General features: G+C 59.0%; 15 protein-coding genes. 10 read left to right on the forward strand and 5 right to left on the reverse strand.

What is annotated here, in order from left to right; genetic code table 11:
- Positions 1-179 precede the first annotated feature (179 nt).
- The 6 genes from ACFC5L_RS11850 (at position 180) to ACFC5L_RS11875 (ending at position 4,907) form a co-directional block, all read left to right on the forward strand.
- Entirely contained in the window at positions 180-338 is a 159-nt protein-coding gene (locus tag ACFC5L_RS11850; protein WP_375202728.1) for a hypothetical protein, read from the forward strand.
- Positions 339-466: 128 nt separating this feature from the next.
- A complete protein-coding gene (tdh, locus tag ACFC5L_RS11855) occupies positions 467-1,501 on the forward strand; it encodes an L-threonine 3-dehydrogenase (RefSeq protein WP_375202727.1) in 1,035 nt (344 codons plus the stop codon).
- A gap of 32 nt (positions 1,502-1,533) precedes the next feature.
- Entirely contained in the window at positions 1,534-2,742 is a 1,209-nt protein-coding gene (locus tag ACFC5L_RS11860; protein WP_375202726.1) for an OmpA family protein, read from the forward strand.
- A gap of 92 nt (positions 2,743-2,834) precedes the next feature.
- Positions 2,835-3,296, forward strand: a complete 462-nt coding sequence (locus tag ACFC5L_RS11865; RefSeq protein WP_375202725.1) for a RidA family protein — start codon at positions 2,835-2,837, stop codon at positions 3,294-3,296.
- Positions 3,296-4,447 (forward strand): GNAT family N-acetyltransferase, encoded by a 1,152-nt coding sequence (locus ACFC5L_RS11870; protein ID WP_375202724.1) that lies wholly within the window; start codon positions 3,296-3,298, stop codon positions 4,445-4,447. The genes ACFC5L_RS11865 and ACFC5L_RS11870 overlap by 1 nt, the downstream gene beginning before the upstream one ends.
- A gap of 22 nt (positions 4,448-4,469) precedes the next feature.
- Positions 4,470-4,907: an HIT family protein gene (locus tag ACFC5L_RS11875; RefSeq protein WP_375202723.1), complete on the forward strand. Its 438-nt coding sequence runs from the start codon at positions 4,470-4,472 to the stop codon at positions 4,905-4,907.
- 289 nt (positions 4,908-5,196) lie between these two features.
- Here ACFC5L_RS11875 and ACFC5L_RS11880 read toward each other — a convergent pair whose 3' ends face one another.
- Positions 5,197-5,871, reverse strand: coding sequence for a hypothetical protein (locus ACFC5L_RS11880; protein ID WP_375202722.1), 675 nt, complete (start codon positions 5,869-5,871; stop codon positions 5,197-5,199).
- Between the two features lie 134 nt (positions 5,872-6,005).
- Between ACFC5L_RS11880 and ACFC5L_RS11885 the strand changes: the two genes are divergently transcribed.
- The 3 genes from ACFC5L_RS11885 (at position 6,006) to ACFC5L_RS11895 (ending at position 9,036) form a co-directional block, all read left to right on the forward strand.
- Positions 6,006-7,283 carry a hypothetical protein gene (locus ACFC5L_RS11885; protein WP_375202721.1) on the forward strand — a complete coding sequence of 426 codons (1,278 nt, stop codon included), beginning with the start codon at positions 6,006-6,008 and terminating at the stop codon, positions 7,281-7,283.
- A 29-nt stretch (positions 7,284-7,312) separates the two neighbouring features.
- A complete protein-coding gene (locus ACFC5L_RS11890) occupies positions 7,313-8,140 on the forward strand; it encodes an aldose epimerase family protein (RefSeq protein WP_375202720.1) in 828 nt (275 codons plus the stop codon).
- Between the two features lie 188 nt (positions 8,141-8,328).
- On the forward strand, positions 8,329-9,036 hold the full coding sequence (locus tag ACFC5L_RS11895) for a Flp family type IVb pilin (RefSeq protein WP_375202719.1): 708 nt from the start codon (positions 8,329-8,331) through the stop codon (positions 9,034-9,036).
- Between the two features lie 72 nt (positions 9,037-9,108).
- Here the strand turns inward: ACFC5L_RS11895 and clpA are convergent, their stop codons facing one another.
- The 3 genes from clpA to ACFC5L_RS11910 form a co-directional block, all read right to left on the reverse strand.
- Positions 9,109-11,436 carry an ATP-dependent Clp protease ATP-binding subunit ClpA gene (clpA, locus tag ACFC5L_RS11900; RefSeq protein WP_375202718.1) on the reverse strand — a complete coding sequence of 776 codons (2,328 nt, stop codon included), beginning with the start codon at positions 11,434-11,436 and terminating at the stop codon, positions 9,109-9,111.
- 5 nt (positions 11,437-11,441) lie between these two features.
- On the reverse strand, positions 11,442-11,795 hold the full coding sequence (gene clpS, locus ACFC5L_RS11905) for an ATP-dependent Clp protease adapter ClpS (RefSeq protein WP_375202717.1): 354 nt from the start codon (positions 11,793-11,795) through the stop codon (positions 11,442-11,444).
- A 209-nt stretch (positions 11,796-12,004) separates the two neighbouring features.
- Positions 12,005-12,439 carry a phasin family protein gene (locus ACFC5L_RS11910; protein WP_375202716.1) on the reverse strand — a complete coding sequence of 145 codons (435 nt, stop codon included), beginning with the start codon at positions 12,437-12,439 and terminating at the stop codon, positions 12,005-12,007.
- A 352-nt stretch (positions 12,440-12,791) separates the two neighbouring features.
- Between ACFC5L_RS11910 and ACFC5L_RS11915 the strand changes: the two genes are divergently transcribed.
- The gene (locus tag ACFC5L_RS11915; RefSeq protein ID WP_375202715.1) at positions 12,792-14,183 is read left to right on the forward strand and encodes a serine hydrolase; all 1,392 of its coding nucleotides are present in this window, start codon (positions 12,792-12,794) and stop codon (positions 14,181-14,183) included.
- Here the strand turns inward: ACFC5L_RS11915 and ACFC5L_RS11920 are convergent.
- Positions 14,180-15,214, reverse strand: a complete 1,035-nt coding sequence (locus tag ACFC5L_RS11920) for a phytase (protein ID WP_375202714.1) — start codon at positions 15,212-15,214, stop codon at positions 14,180-14,182. The two genes, ACFC5L_RS11915 and ACFC5L_RS11920, sit on opposite strands and share 4 nt — an antisense overlap.
- Between the last annotated feature and the right edge of the window lie 22 nt (positions 15,215-15,236).

Below are 15,236 nucleotides of genomic sequence, written 5' to 3' on the forward strand. Positions count from 1 at the left end.
TTGGAGAAAAATTTCACTCTGTTGCACTGCAGCCAAGTTGGGCGTCACTTTTCGACAACGAAACCATCATCAAAAATTATTTGTGACAGAAGGCGGAGGCTGTTGAAGCGCCTGCCGGAACAAACGGGCCGCGCCAGGCGTTAGCTCCATGCGCACAGGTAAAAAGGAGCTCCCCCGAGATGACAGCCGCCCAGAAAACGCAAAACCAGAAACCCACAAAAGAAGACCAGAAAGAACTCGACGAGGCGCTAGAGGAATCGTTCCCGGCCAGCGATCCGCCGGCGCCGGCCAGCCCCCCGACCAAAAGTGAAGACCTGGAAGACGACGACAAGTCATAACAGGCTGGCGGCCACTCCCGTAGGGCCTTGCCATAACCGGATAATCAGGAGCGCCGTCCATAGTGACGGCGCTCTTTTCGCTTGGTAGAACGCCACTGGAAATAGCCCCCTATATATCAAGGACGCCCATGAAAGCCCTGATGAAAGCAAAGCCCGAAGAAGGCATCTGGATGGTCGATACGTCGCGGCCGGAAGTCGGCGTCAATGATGTCCTGATCAAGGTCAAACGCTCGGCGATCTGCGGCACCGACGTCCACATCTACAATTGGGACGACTGGGCGAAAAAAACTATTCCCGTCCCCATGACCGTCGGCCATGAATTCTCCGGCGAGATCGTCGAGATCGGCGCTGAAGTGCATCTCGAACATTTCAATATGAAGATCGGCGACCGCGTCTCGGCGGAAGGCCATGTCACCTGCGGCTATTGCCGCAACTGCCGCGCCGGCAAACGCCACCTCTGCCGCAATACGGTCGGCGTCGGCGTCAACCGCCCGGGATCGTTTGCCGAATATGTCGCCGTGCCGGCCTTCAATGTCTACAAACTGCCCGAAGCCGTCTCCGATGACATGGGCGCGATCTTCGATCCTTACGGCAACGCGACCCACACCGCCCTCGCCTTTGATCTCGTCGGCGAAGATGTCTTGATTACCGGCGCCGGGCCTATCGGCGTCATGGCGGTCGCCATCGCAAAATTTGTCGGCGCCCGTCATGTGGTTATCACCGACGTGAATGCGTACCGCCTCGACCTTGCGCGCAAGATGGGCGCAACCCGCGCTGTCGATGTAACGAAAGAAAATCTTCGCGATGTGATGGAAGATTTGAAGATGACGGAAGGCTTCGATATCGGGCTTGAAATGTCCGGCGTGCCTTCGGCGTTTCAGTCGATGCTCGACACCATGAATCACGGCGGCAAGATCGCCATGCTCGGCATCATGCCCAACGGCGCCGGCGCCGACTGGGAGAAGGTCATTTTCAAGGGGCTCGACATCAAGGGCATTTATGGCCGGCGGATGTTCGAGACATGGTACAAGATGGGCGCCATGCTGCAGGCGGGGCTCGACCTCTCACCGATCATCACGCACCGGTTTCCCATCGAGGAATACCAGACCGGATTTGACATCATGCGCTCCGGCCAGTCGGGCAAAGTAATTCTGGACTGGTGACAGACAGGCCGGATAAGCCCAAAACGCTGATCATGAATCCGATCCTGAAATTTCTCATCGGGCTTTTGGCCGTCGCAGCCATCGGGGTTGCGGCCATGACGATCAAAGGCGCGCCAGGCTCTTCCGGCGCCGCTCGGGGAAAGCTTCAGGAAAAAGCCGAACAAGCGCTTGCCGCAAACGAAGGCGCACACGCGTCAGTCATCATGGACGGACAAAAAGCCATCCTCACGGGCGCCGCCGACAACGCCGAGGCGCGTCAAACGCTGATCGACAGCGTCAGCGCATCCGCCGGCCCCGGCGGGCTGTTTGCAGGCGGTGTCACTGCAGTCGATGCAAGCCGGCTTGTTGTGTCGGCGCCTGTTCCCCGCGCCGCGCCTTTCACCTTCATCGCCGAGCGTGAAGGGGACGTCGTTTCCTTTTCCGGCAACGTCCCCAATCAGGAAACGCGCGACTCCATTTTCCGACTGGCGGAAAACCTGTTTCCGGACTCCGAGATTTCCGGCGTTCTTGAAATCGCCGAGGGAGCGCCGGTGACAGCGGAAAGCTGGTTGAACGCAGCGGCGGCGTCCCTGCGCGCGCTCTCTCATTTGCGCAAGGGCGTCGCACAGGCCCATGACGACGATTTTTTCGTGAGTGGTGAAGCCGAAGACGAAACCCGCGCCGCCGCAGCGCGCACCCTACTCACCGATTTGCCGGACGGATTAAACGGCGCCGTCGAGATCGCCATTCGTAAGCCGCCGGCCAGCATCGAGGAAATCATCTCTCTTGCAGAGGAAGAAGCCGCCCCGGCGGCGCCGGCGTTCCGCGCCGAGGAAGCAGCACAGCCCGAAGCGATAGAAACACAGCCGGAAACGGAAGAAGCCACGGAAGACGACTGCGCCGAGCGTCTTCAAAACGCCATCAATGAACGGCGCATCGGATTCACCAGCGCCCGGGCGGACATAGACAATCGCTCCCGCGATCAATTACGCATCATTGCCGGCATCTTCTCGGAATGTCCCGCCTCTATCCGCCTCGCCATTACCGGCCACACCGATTCCAGCGGCAACGCGGCGCGCAATCGCCAGCTTTCAGGCTATCGCGCCGATGCGGTGCGCGCCTTTCTTGTTTCCGTCGGCGCGCCCGCGAGCCGCATCACCGCCCGCGGCGTCGGTTCGTCCGAGCCTCTGGTTAGCAACCGGACGCCCGAGGGACGCGAACGCAACCGGCGGATCGAAATTGAGGTCGTCGCCGAACAATAATCAGCGCAGACGAACAGCGCGAATTATCGCGCCCCCGCCTGTTGGCAAAGACGAAAAAAGAAATCACACTGACAAAGGAAAAGGAGCCCTTCATGTCCCGTATCGACACGCGCCTCGCCGAACTCGGAATCGTTCTCCCCGATCCGGTCGCGCCAGTGGCGAACTATGTGCCCTATGTCGTTTCGGGCAATCAGGTTTTTATCTCCGGACAAGTTTCAATCGGCGCCAACGGCCTCATTACCGGCAAGCTCGGCGCCGATATGTCTGTGGAGCAAGGCATCGAGGCCGCCCATGCCTGCGGCGTCAATCTGATCGCGCAATTGCGCGCGGCCTGCGGCGGCGATCTCGATCGGGTCAAGCGCGTCGTCAAGCTTGGCGGGTTCGTCAATTGCACGCCCGATTTTGTCGACCAGCCAAAAGTCGTGAACGGGACGTCCGATCTGATGGTCGCGGTTTTCGGCGATGCCGGCCGTCACGCCAGAGCCGCTGTCGGAACGCCGTCCCTGCCGCTTGGCGCCGCGGTTGAAGTCGACGGCGTTTTCGAAATCGCCTGATGGCTGACGGCGCGGACAAACTTGTCGGCCGCACCCTTTCCGCCATCAGTGAGATTGATGCGGACCAGTGGAACCGCCTCGCCAACCCGTCCCCTGAAACCTACAATCCGTTCGTCTCCCACGAATTTCTGAGTGCGCTTGAAACCTCGAAATCGGTTGCGCCCGAAACAGGGTGGGCGCCCATGCATCTTATCGTTGAAGAAGCGGGCGATATCATCGGCGCGGCGCCGCTCTACGCCAAAGGCCACAGCCAGGGCGAATATGTGTTCGACCATCACTGGGCTGACGCCCTTCACCGCGCTGGCGGGCGGTATTATCCAAAGCTCCTTTCCGCCGCGCCGTTCACGCCCGTGCCGGGACCGCGCCTCCTCGCCAAAACCCACGCCGCCAAAGCCACCATCGCCGCCCTGCTTCGGGAGGCCGCAGCGCAAACCGGCGCATCCTCGGCGCATGTGAATTTCATCACCGATGACGACCGCTCGATATTGGAGGCGGCCGGCTTTCTGCCGCGCATGGGCGAACAATATCACTGGTTCAATCGCGGCTATGAAACATTCGAGGACTTCCTCGGCGAACTCGCATCGCGAAAAAGGAAACAGATCCGGCGCGAACGGCGCGAGGCGGCGGATGGACTGACAATCCGCAGGCTCATCGGCGCGGAGATCACCGAGCGCCACTGGGACGCCTTTTGGTTGTTCTATCAGGACACCGGCGCGCGCAAATGGGGCCACCCTTATCTCACGCGCACATTCTTCCGGCTTGTCGCTGACAGCATGAGCGACCGCCTTCTCTTCATCGTCGCTGAGAGAGACGGCGAACCGGTCGCCGGCGCCCTCAACTTCATCGGCGGTGATGCGCTATACGGCCGCTACTGGGGGTGTACGGAGGATCTGCCGTTCCTCCATTTCGAGCTTTGCTATCATCAGGCTGTGGACTTCGCCATCGAACATGGACTTAATCGCGTCGAGGCGGGCGCTCAGGGCCAGCACAAGATCGCCCGCGGTTATGAGCCTGTTTCCACCTGGTCGGCGCACTGGATCGAGAATGACAGTTTCCGGGACGCCATTGATCGCTATCTGCAATCGGAAAGAGAGCAAACAGGCATGGAAATTGACACATTGAAAGACTATACACCATTCCGGAAATCTTAAGCGCGAGAAACAGGACGGACCCATGTCGCTCGAAAACCAGTATGATTCCGACAATATTTTCGCCAAAATCATTCGCGGCGAGATGCCAAGCGTGAAAATTCTGGAGACGGACAAAATTCTCGCTTTCATGGATGTGTTCCCGCAAAGCAAGGGGCATTGCCTTATCATCCACAAGAAAAGCGAGGCCGTAAATTTTCTCGATGTGGAGCCTGAAGCGCTGTCGGAATTGATGGAGGCGACACAAAAAATCGCCCGCGCCGTCAATGATGGTCTCAAGCCTGACGGCATTCGTATCCTGCAATTTTCAGGCGCGCGCGCAGGCCAGACCGTCTTTCACCTGCATTTTCATGTGCTGCCGGTATATGAGGGCGTCGTTGTCGCTGCACACGCCAGCGGCAAACCCGCCGACGCCGAAAGCCTTGAACCAATCGCTGCAGATATTCGGGCGGCGCTCAGCTAATTACGCATCACATTAGAGTGTGATTTTATCTCGTCACTTTTGCTCGCGCAGACGTGTCTTGCGTGACGTTTCGCCAAAATATTATCTTGAAATCTGTAAGGGCGTTGCGCCGCCAATCGTCCCCACATTGCATGGCGGCATAACCAGCGCCTTTGCAAGTTACGATCTCTTGTAGCGTCTTAACATCATGCGTTCACGCAAGAGACCCGCAGAAGCGCGCCGGATCCCCCTTGCCGCATGGCGCGCTCAAAGAAAGGCCGCCGCGAACCCCTTCCCTCGCGGCGGTCTTTTATTGTTGCGAAACTGTTTCCGGAAATTTGAAATCTCCCATGGGCGGAAATTGCTGGCGGTCGAACGCCCACTCCTTGAAGGGGCCGTCAAGATCGACCCAATGCAAAAAGAGATGCGCGGACCAGCGGTTCGGATTGGGGATCGTGCGGCCGTGGCGATAATTACATCCCTGATAGAGAATCGCGTCGCCCGGATTGAGCATGACTTCTTTTGACGACTCATCGCCAAAATCATCCGCCTTTTGTAACTCACAGGCGTCTTCAAACTCATAGCGCCGTTCGCCAATTTCAAACGGCCAGACAATATCGTCGCAATAGCCAAGCGGCATGGAGAGCGAATGCTCACAAGATTCGCGATCCGAATGCACCGTGCAGACATCGCCCTTCTGGTAGACGCGGAAAAACGCGTAGCTCGGCGCGAGACGCTTGCCCGTCAGATCGACCATTCTGGAGGTCAAACCCCAGTGCAGCCCCATGGTCGTGTGATGGCGGTAGCTGTAATACTCATAGGCCGGCTTGGCGTTGACCCGCGGCGCCGACATATAGGCGTCCGGCCGCTGATTGAGCTGCGCGCAGACGATAGCCAGGAAGTGCTGCACCATCGGGGCCGGCGCAACGCCCGGAACCACGGCGTAACCGTTTGATTCGTAGGATGTTCTGAAATCTTCGCTCATGGGGCTAAATTCCCCCATCGCCGCGGCGGGGTCAATCGCGACCAAACGCCCCTGAGAAGCGATAAACCGAGCTGTGCCGCCCCCGCGGCGGCTGCGACACTGGTCGTCAGGGATGAAATTTCAAAGGACCGGACATGAAAAAATTCATCAGTGCCCTTGCGGCTGCGGCTTTTGTGGGGGCGCCGGTCCTGGCGCCCGCCTCAGCCGAAAACGGTCTTTCCGGCTATCGCGCTGGAATGGAGCGCGCCGCGGCGGCGTTTGAGGCGGAAGACTGGCCAGCCCTCGACACCGCGCTGGAGGACGCCCAGGCGGCGGCCCCCGGCTCTTTATATGTCTACCGCAACCGGATCCTTTCCCGGATGCTGACCGGGCGGCCCGGCGAAGCGCTCGCCCTCGCCGCCGCCGCCGCCAGGCGCGGATTGACGCTGAACCTGTCTGGCCACCCGGCCTTTGAGGCGCTCACCGCCATGCCGGATTTCGTTCCCGTCGCCGCGCAGATGGAGGCCAATGCAGCTTCGCTTGGCGCCCCATCGCAGACGAGAGAGTTCGAGGACACCGGCCTCCTGCCCGAAGCCATCGCCTATGACGGCAAGAACAAACTCTACATCGGATCGGTGCGCACTGGTGCGATCCTGAAAGCGAAACAAATGGATGAAGCGTTGACGCTAATCTCCCAAGCATCCGGCGGTGTTTTCGATCTTGAAGTGCGCAACGGAACCCTTTGGGCGGCCGTCAACAATCAGCTCGCTTATGAAAAGACCGGAGAAGAAGACGCCTTCGCCGCTGTCATGGCGTTTAATGCAAAAACGGGCGCCCCCATCCGCGAAATCCGGGTGACGCAGGAAGACGCCATGCTGGGCGATCTTGAAGTCGCCAAAGACGGAACCGTTTACGCCAGCGATTCCATTACGCCGCGCCTCTTTCGCATGGCGCCGGACGGCCAAACGCTTGAGATTTTTTCCGCTGATCCGAGATTTGCAAATCCCCAAGGGATCGCGCTCGATGAAAAAGCAGGCAAGCTCTATATGGCCGATTACCTCGCCGGGCTTTTCGTTATTGACGTTGAAACCGGCGAAGCGACGCTGTTGACAAATGAGGCGGACGCCTGGCTGGGCGGGATTGACGGGCTGTATCTCTATGAGGACGGCCTCATCGGCATTCAAAACGGTTCGACCCCGCAGCGCGTTGTCTATATCGGCCTCAATGACGACAAGACCGCCATCACCAGCTTTGTCACCATGCATCGCAGCCTCGCAGGCTGGAATGAACCGACCCACGGCGCTGTCATCGGCAAGGACTTCCACTATATCGCCACGTCCAACTGGCCATCCTATAATGACGATGGGACGGTGAAGGATAAACCGGCGCTTCAGCCTCTCCGCATCATGACCTTGCCGCTTGAATCGAAGTAGCATCAGCGGCGCAGCAACAAGGCGCGCCCGTGACCGCCATATCCGCAGGAAAGATAAAAGCCGTTCTGGCGCCGGATCTGGGCGGCGCCGTCATGTCGCTGTCTTTTGAGGGCAAGAACATCTTTCGTCCGGCCAGCTCACGCGACGCTGTCGCCGTCGACCCGCGCGAAGCGGCCTGTTACCCTTGCGTCCCCTGGTTTAGCCGGCTTTTCGGCGGCCTCGATTTCGGCGGGCGGCATTACGAGCTGGCGCCGACCTTGCCCGCCTGCGATCCCGATCACGCGCTTCATGGGCATGGCTGGGTCAATCCCTGGACGATAACGGATCAACGCGAAGACCATCTCACCTGCCGTTTCGATCATGCGCCCGCGCCCGGTCTGTTTCCCTTTCGTTTTTTCGCGACGCAGGAATTTTCCGTCTCGCAAGACGCCTTTCAGATCGTTTTGTCGCTTACCAACGATAGCAGCGCCGGCATGCCCGCCGGGCTGGGGCTTCACCCCTTCTTTCCCAACACAAAAACAACCGAGCTCAATTTCACGGAATATTTTGGCCAGCCAAAGCTTCCTTCAGCCCTGACGCCACCGGAAAAAATCGACCACCGCGGACCGGTGACCGATGATCCTGTCGACTACACCGTCAAGCGCTGGGACGGAACGGCTGAAATCGTTCATGACGGCATGAAGATAGCCATGCGCAGCAACGCCCGTATCCTTCACCTCTATTCGCCGGAAGACGCCGATTTCTATTGCGCCGAACCGGTCAGCCATTGGCCCGGCCATTTCGGCCAGGACATCCTTGCGCCGCAGGAAACCATGGACCTTGTGCTGTCGCTGAAGATTATTAAGCAGGCAAGTTGAACAAGGATAATCCGGATTAACCCTGTTTGCATTTGAAAAAGCTCGCTGACTGCTTTTCTTGCGGCGCAGGCGCGGCTCCAACTTTGTCGTTCAGCGCTTCAAACAGAGGCGTGAGTTAAGATTCCATACACACTTATCTGTAAAATTTGAACTTTATGAGGGAGGCCGCGTTTCCGGCCTGAGTAAGCATGTGTGTACATAGTCTTTATACAGACCGTTCCGGTTCAACGGCGGTCGAATACGCCCTGATTGCCGCCCTGATTGCGGTCGCCATCTTCGCGGCGCTCGAAGTGACGGGCGAAAGCACAAAGTCAAAATTCCTCAGTGTGGAGTCCTCGCTTCTCAACGATGATGACAACGCGGGCAATGCAGGCGGCAGCAGCGGTTCCGGCGGCGGAGGCGGCTCTCCGTCCAGCAATGGCGGCGCATCCGCTGGCGGCGGAGGCGGCGGCTCGCCGTCTTCATCCGGCGGCGGTCTCGGTGGAAGCGCAGGCGCGCCATCGGCGCCCGCTGACCCGTCAAACGGACAAGCAAATGGCCAAGGCAGCGGTCAGGGTAACGGTCAATCAGGCAATGCAGGCGCATCAGGCTCTGCCGGCGCCTCCGGGTCCGCCAGTGGCGGCGGCTCCTCTTCCGGAGGCGGCTCATCAGGCGGCGGATCGTTTTCTGTCGGCGGCGGCGTCAGCGCCCCGGGATCAGGCGCAGGCGGGACCACACCGGGGCCGACAACGCCCGCAACGCCGGCGCCCGGCGCCTCTAATCCTGTTGTTACAGATCCGGCGACTGACCCCACCGCCAATCCGGCGACGCCCGGCAATAACAATGGAAACAGCAACGGCAATAACGGCAACAACGGAAATAAGAAAAACAAAAAGAAGAAAAAGAAGAAGAAATAACGTCGCTGAAACCAACCCAATAAAAAACGCCGGGCTCAACACCCGGCGTTTTCTTTGTGAATCTGTTGACGTCTATTCCATCAAGGCCGGAACGCTGGAGCCGTCACCGCCGTCTTTCGGTTTGTCGACTTTGTCCGGATCGGGAAGATATTCAAAGGCGAGCTTGGTGGTGTCGTCGGCGTCCAGTAACACGCGAACGATGCCGCCCTCTTTGAGACTGCCGAACAGGATTTCATCCGCGATCGGCTTTTTGACATATTCCTGAATGACACGCGAAAGCGGACGGGCGCCCATCTCATCATCAAAGCCGCGCTCCGCAAGCCATTGCGTCGCCTCTTCGCTAAGCTCGAAGGTGACGCCGCGATCGGCGAGCTGGGCTTCCAGTTGCAGAACGAATTTCTCAACGATGCGGTTGATGATCGCTTGCGACAGACCCGCAAACTGAATGACCGCATCGAGACGATTGCGAAACTCCGGCGTGAACATCTTCTTGATGGCCGCTTCGGTCTCGTCGGTCTTCTTGCCGCCCGCAAAGCCGATGGCGAATTTCGCGGCGTCGGAGGCGCCCGCATTGGTCGTCATGATGATGATGACATTGCGGAAATCGACCTTGCGGCCATTGGCGTCAGTGAGCTGGCCGTTATCCATCACCTGAAGGAGAATATTGAAGATCTCCGGATGCGCTTTCTCGATCTCGTCGAGCAGAAGCACGCAATGGGGGTGCTGGTCGATGGCGTCGGTCAGAAGACCGCCCTGATCGAACCCGACATAGCCCGGCGGCGCGCCGATAAGACGCGACACCGTATGGCGCTCCATATATTCCGACATATCGAAACGGATGAGCTCAACGCCCATGACCATGCCAAGCTGTTTGGCGACTTCGGTTTTGCCGACGCCAGTCGGCCCGGCGAAGAGATAGGAGCCGATCGGCTTGTTCGGCTCGCGCAGACCCGCACGGCTCAGCTTGATCGCGGCCGCGAGCTGATCGATCGCCTCATCCTGACCGAACACGACGCGGCGAAGATCCTCGCCCAGTTTCTGGAGCCGTTCAGTGTCGGACTTCGACACGGATTTCGGCGGGATGCGCGCCATCTTGGCGACAACTTCCTCGATCTCCGGTTCGCCGATCACGCTGACGCGCTTATCCGCAGGAAACAGCATCTGCCGAGCGCCCGCCTCATCGATCACGTCGATGGCTTTGTCGGGCAGCTTGCGGTCGGTCATGTATTTGGACGAAAGCTCCGCCGCAGCGACGATGGCTTCGTCCGTATATTTCAACTTGTGATGCTCTTCGAAATAAGGCTTAAGCCCCATCAAAATCTTGATGGTGTCATCCTTCGACGGTTCGACAACATCGATCTTCTGGAACCGGCGGGCGAGCGCGCGATCCTTTTCGAAATGCTGGCGGTATTCCTTGTAGGTTGTCGAGCCCATGCAGCGAAGCGCGCCAGACTGCAGCGCCGGCTTCAACAGGTTCGAGGCGTCCATGGCCCCGCCGGAGGTCGCGCCGGCGCCGATCACCGTATGGATTTCATCGATGAACAGGACGGCGTCCTCATGGTCTTCCAGCTCTTTCAGGACCGCCTTGATGCGTTCTTCAAAATCGCCGCGATAACGCGTGCCCGCGAGCAAGGCGCCCATATCGAGGGAGTAGATTGTCGATTTCGCCAGAACCTCCGGCACGTCTTCATCGACGATCTTGAGCGCAAGGCCCTCGGCGATGGCGGTCTTGCCGACGCCGGGATCGCCCACCAGAAGCGGATTGTTCTTGCGCCGGCGGCACAGGACCTGGATCGAGCGTTCAACTTCGGCGTCGCGGCCGATCAACGGATCGATCTTGCCGGAACGCGCCTTGGCGTTGAGATCGACGCAATAGGCCTCGAGCGCGCTTTCTTTCTGGTTCTGCCCCGCCTCGGCTTCTTCGCTGGCGCCGCGCGGCGGTTTCGGCTGGCTTTCGCCAGGGCGCTTGGCGATGCCGTGGGAAATGTAATTCACCGCATCGAAGCGGCTCATATCCTGCGCCTGCAGGAAATGCGCAGCGTGGGATTCCCGCTCGGCGAAGAGCGCAACGAGCACATTGGCGCCGGTCACTTCCTCGCGGCCTGACGATTGAACGTGAATGACGGCGCGCTGGATCACCCGCTGGAAGCTTGCCGTGGGCTTGGCCTGCTCGCCATTTTCGAGTTTCAGATTGGCGAGCTCGTTTTCAATAAATTCGTAAAGCTGACGGCGCAGGAGATCCACATCCACATTGCAGGCCCGCATCACCGCCGCCGCGTCACGGTCGTCGGTGAGCGCAAGCAGGAGATGCTCAAGCGTCGCAAGCTCGTGGTCGCGCTCCGTCGCCAGCGCAATCGCGCTGTGCAGACATTCATCAAGGCTCCGGCTGAACGACGCCATAAGGCTTACTCCCGTTCCATAGTACATTGCAGCGGATGCTGGTTGCGGCGCGACAGCTCCATCACCTGCGCCACTTTGGTCTCCGCTATTTCATAAGTATATACGCCGCAGACGCCGATGCCTGACTGGTGCACATGCATCATGATGCGCACCGCCTCCTCCGCGTCTTTCTTGAAAACAGCCTGAAGCAGCCAGACGACAAATTCCTGAGGAGTGTAGTCGTCATTGAGAAGAAGGACCTTATAGAGCGACGGGCGCTTGGTCTTCGGCGCGGTCTTGGCGACAACGCCCACCCCTTGCCCGGGACCGCCATTGTCGCCGTTCTCGTTTTCCTGATCGTTTTCGTTCTCTTCGGCCATAGTCGTCGTAGTTTCCTCGCGTCTGCGGTCATTGGCAACAGCCATCGCCGCACCGCACTATTAGATAAGTAATCCCTTCCAGTTGAAAAGAAGCAAATTTTTCTGCGGACGAGAAAGTTAATGAGAGAAAAACAGGCAAAAAAAAGAGCCCGACGGTACGCACCGGGCTCTTTCACGCAACAGTGATACGCTGAACTGTTACTGATACCTTACGGACGGAAGGACTGAATTTTCTCAACGAGCGCAGAATAACGCTCGGTGAGCGGTTCAACCGTGTCTTTCGCGGTAGACGCCCAGATGTCAGCCACCTTGTTGATTTGGCCGAGATTTTTCTCAACGGACGTCTTCATGAAGTCGCTGTTGAGCTCCATCGCTTCCTGAAGGGTTTTCGCTGCAGACGCGGCTTTGGCGGTCGCAACGGTCTCTTCGAAAGCCGATTTGGAGAAGGCAGCGCTTTCCGAGGTCAGCTTTTCCATGCCTTTGGTGAAAGCGCCGGCCGACGCCATCATGGCGTTCAGCGACTCTTTCTGGAAATCGGCGAAAGACGACATGCCTTCCGCAAACTTGTCATAGCCTTCCTTGAAGGAATCCGGGCCGAAAGCCTTCATATCGAAAGCATCAGCAGCTGTCTTGGCAGTAGCCATAATAGTCTCCCTGGCGAATCATTGCTAAACGCTTGATTCCATTGAAAGTCGGGCGAATACCGCCCTCTTGTGCAGTGCAACATAGTGATGGCCGGCATTCTGGTCAAGATATTTTTGTTGCATTGCACAATTTATTTCGGCCAGATTCGTAAAACTTTCGTTAACGCTCCGTTTACCGCGTTGCGCAATCATCCGTCTCGCCGCGACACAGGCGGCACGACGTTTGCTCCACGAAAGGGACGACCAGGGCGTTCCAGGATCGGGGAGATTTTCGGGCGAAAAAACGCTGAATTTTCGGGGGCGGCGTCTTCCGTATATTGAAAAGCGTGTTGATATGGGCGAGGCTCGTTTCATGTTTAAGGGGTTGCGTAGCGTATCGATTTGGGGCGCAGCGCTGTTTTTGGCGCTGATGGGAATTTCGCCGGCTGCGGCGAATTCGAAATATGCCGCTTACGTTGTTCACGCAGATTCCGGCGATGTCCTGTTCGACCGGTATTCAACCGCTTATCGCTATCCCGCCTCCTTAACCAAGATGATGACCCTCTACCTCCTGTTCGACGAACTGGAGGCCGGACGGCTCACCCTCGACTCCAAGATCAAGATTTCCGCCCACGCCGCCGGCCAGCCGCCCTCAAAGCTCGGCATCACCAGCGGCTCCAGCATCGATGTCGAAACCGCCATCAAAGCCCTCGTGGTGAAATCCGCCAATGATGTCGCCGCCGCCGTCGGGGAAGAAATATCCGGTTCGGAATGGCGCTTCGCCAAGAAAATGACGGCGAAGGCGCGCGAACTCGGCATGAGACAGACCACCTTCCGCAACGCTTCAGGCCTGCCGAACTCCAAGCAGGTGACGACGGCCCGCGATATGGCGACCCTCGGCCAGCGCCTGATGCAGGATCACGAAAAATATTTCCATTATTTCTCGATCCAGAGTTTCGTCTGGAGCGATCGCACCTACCGCACCCATAATGCGCTGGTGAAAACCTTCGACGGCGCGGACGGGCTCAAAACCGGCTATACGCGCCGTTCAGGCTTCAACTTGGCCACCTCGGCGACCCGCGACGGGAACCGCCTCATCGGCGTGGTGCTCGGCGGGCGCTCCTCGCGCACCCGCGATGCGCATATGCGCGTCATTCTCGACAATGCTTTCGCGCAGATCGACAAGCGCCCCACGCTCATCGCCGCCCTCCACCGCCATAAGCCGTCGCCGCGCCTCAAGCCGACGCTCGCTGCCGCCATGGCGGCGAAAGAAGCCGCCCCCACCATCGCCGCCAATGAAGAGATGCGTGCGGAAATCATGACCGCCGCTGCAACGCTTGGTGAAAACGCGGCGCCGGCCGACAGCATTGGCGCATTGATCGCGCAAGCCGACCCTCAGGCCGATCCCGACGATTTCAACGAATTTGAGCTGACCCGCCTCGCTTCCCTTTCCACGGAAGGCGGCATGCTCGGTCAGGGCGACTTTGACGACAATCCGGCCGGGGTTTCCTGGGGCGTGCAGATCGGCGCCTATTCCACCAAGGAGATGGCGCAGAAAGAACTGGAAGCGGCGGTCGCCAAGTCCGGCATCAAGTCGCCGCAGCGCGTTGTCCTGCCGACGCCGATGGATAGCGGGAAAACGCTCTTCCGCGCGCGCATCGTCAAACTGACGGAAATCGAAGCCGCCGCAACTTGCGAAACGCTGAAAGACAAAAAGCTGACTTGCTTTGTGGTTTCCGAAGGCGGCGCAATCGCAGCAAACTAGTCTGCTGCGCTTTGCGTCTGCGCAGCCTCGATTAACGCCTCAATCCCGCGCCAATCGACAATCTTGAAATTCTGCGTTGAGCCTTTCGGCGCGTTAAATCCGTCTTGTGCGATAAACACGCCCGCCGGAAACTCTTCACCGAGACTGGTCGAGACCGCCTCGATGCCGTCAGTTTCTTCAGAGCCGTCGATCGCCTCGCCCGCCCCCACGGAAAACCGCGTCACGAACGCATTGCCGCCTTCGCGCCGATAAACCGCGTAGCTGTTATTGCCTTGCGAGGACGCCAGAAGATAGCCCGTCTGCGTCCCGGTCTTGTAAAGCGCCAGCCCTTCGACATCCGCCTTGACGCCGCTGGCGCCGGCCACTTCGTCGATCAGCGCCGGCGCGGTGAACCCAGCGCCGTCAAAGCCCGATTTCCAGATTCCGCGTTTTTCCTCGCCAATATAAAGAACGCCCGCATCGTCATCGTACACACAGCCCTCAAGCTGGCTTTCCAGCTTCAGCCGCGCGGCTTCTTCTCCGCCGCCAGGTCCGGCAAGGCGATAGGCGATAAGATCGCCGGTCTTGTAGGCGACGAACGCAAACACGTCGCCGCCCCACGCCCCCATGCAAAGCCCGTAAGGCTCATCGAGCAAGGATGGGAAAGAACCGGTTTCTGCGACCGCGCCATTCTCGATCACGAAAAGCGTCACCGAATTGTCGGTGCGATTTGAGGCGGCGGCGATATCGCCGGCCCAGCCATCGATCGTCACGTTCTGGCGCAGATCCACATTATTAAGTTCGCCCGCAGGGAGGAACTGCTGCACGGCGCCGGCAAGATCATAAACATAAAGCCCGGCCCGCTTGTCGGTGCCAAGAATGCGGCTCGCCGACGCTTCATCGGCGTTCACCCAGATCGCCGGATCGTCCGCCGCATCGTCAGAAGATTCCACCGGCGCAGTCTCATGGACAGCAAAAACCAGCGGCGTTTGCGGAGCCGAAGCGCAGGCGGCGGCGAAAACAGCGAAGGGCAGGCAAGCGGCGGTTCTCATCAGTGACCTTTCAAAAAAGAAA

Source organism: Hyphococcus sp., assembly GCF_041986965.1.
Classification (GTDB): domain Bacteria; phylum Pseudomonadota; class Alphaproteobacteria; order Caulobacterales; family Parvularculaceae; genus Hyphococcus.